At 57.2% G+C, this 1,543-nt stretch carries 2 protein-coding genes; both read left to right on the top strand.

What is annotated here, in order from left to right:
- Positions 1-1,050 (top strand): RHS repeat-associated core domain-containing protein (locus AC1D15_RS31495; RefSeq protein ID WP_477829136.1); only part of this gene is annotated, 1,050 nt, incomplete at its 5' end.
- Between the two features lie 52 nt (positions 1,051-1,102).
- A complete protein-coding gene (locus tag AC1D15_RS31490) occupies positions 1,103-1,375 on the top strand; it encodes a hypothetical protein (protein WP_477829135.1) in 273 nt (90 codons plus the stop codon).
- Positions 1,376-1,543: the final 168 nt, after the last annotated feature.

Genomic DNA, 1,543 nt, shown 5'->3' with positions numbered 1-1,543 from the left:
CCCGCCGTCAACAGCGGCACGGACCGCGGCTTCACCGGCCATGAGCAGCTCGACGACATCGGGCTCACGCACATGAACGGCCGGCTGTACGACGCCACCATAGGGCGCTTCCTGTCGACAGACCAGCTCGTCAGCGACCCGTCGGACCTGCAGGCCTACAACCGCTACAGCTACGTGCGCAACGATCCGCTGGCGCGTACGGACCCGAGCGGCTGGGCTGAGGTGGCAGGAAGAAGCAAGACAGACGACTTCTGGAGAAGAAGCGGCCATGGAAAATGGGGTGGGACGGATTGCGACCCGATTTGTCAGGTTGACACTGATTCCGGTGGCCCCACGCTGGAAAGCTCTTCGTCAGGAAGTGGTTCCACCACGGCCGGTTCGCAGCAGGACGAAGGCGGTTCGAAGTGGACCGGGCAGATCCTGCGAATGGTCGGAGACTTCTTCAAGGTCCCGGACTACAGTCTGTTGTCCGACGAGGCGTTGAGCAAGCTCAGCTACAACAACTACGCGGCTAATCGCGAGAAGGTCAGACGCGCCGAGGCCGCGGGGCTGGTGCCGTATTCGATGGGCGGGGCCTTGCACGGCGTGTATGAACTGTCGTCCAATGCCGTGCCAGTGGAGTCGATCGGACTCAAGGCCCTGAGTAGCGTCGCAAGTAGTATTAGGCTAGCGGGATCTGCCGCAAAGGGCGCAGTTGCGCTTGACACGAATGCGCTGGTCGCCATCTTGGAAAAAAGGAATACGAGCATTCTGAGTGGTGGCGAGCGCGCTTATGTCTCATTCACTGCAGCGAAGGAATTTTTGGCGGGTGGGGGGTCAGTTGACGCACTCCGCCAACTTCTGAGGGCCAACGGTGGTCGGATTATTTCGGGCACTGAGGAATTGGCTGCCTCACTTCGAGGCCAAGCTATTGAACTCGGGCGATCATTGAAAGTGCCTGACTCACGGGTCGCAGCCGCTGCCATTCAGAATAAATTGACACTAATAACACAAGATGGGAAGCTGACACGCTTCTTGCAATCGATTGGCATGCCAGTAAAGGGGTTCTAAGATGCCTGCTTTTAATAGAGTTTCGTTTCCTGAGCGCTGCGATAAGTGTGGTTTGACTCACGTGCAGGTTGTTCAATTTCGATACGGCAGGGTATGGCAGCTTGACTACAAAATTGGCGATCGAATTGAGTGGGGTAAGAACTCTGTCGGGAATCCAACGGGCAGCGTCGTTGTGGAAGGCATCGCCGAAAATATCATTAACCCATGTGGGCCTGGGGTCGAAAATTACTATGTGTTCATTGCTGACTCGGTCATCGAAGATGTGCGTGCGGCGGATGGGGCATACGACCTCTCAAAAACAGAGCAGGGCTGGATTAGCCGATAGTGTTCGCGCTGAGCGGCGATACGCTCGGGTGCCTTAGCTGAGGACTTCCAGAATGGTCGCAACTTCGGCTATGGGTTTGGCTTCTGGGCGTTGATTGCCAGTGCGAAATCGCAGCCTGGAGAAGTTGGAGCATACGTTGCCGCGCCGACTCGTGGGACAGTTGCTGAG

The organism is Rhizobacter sp. P2_H2 (assembly GCF_056403375.1).
This window is presented reverse-complemented; position numbering and strand designations above follow the sequence as displayed.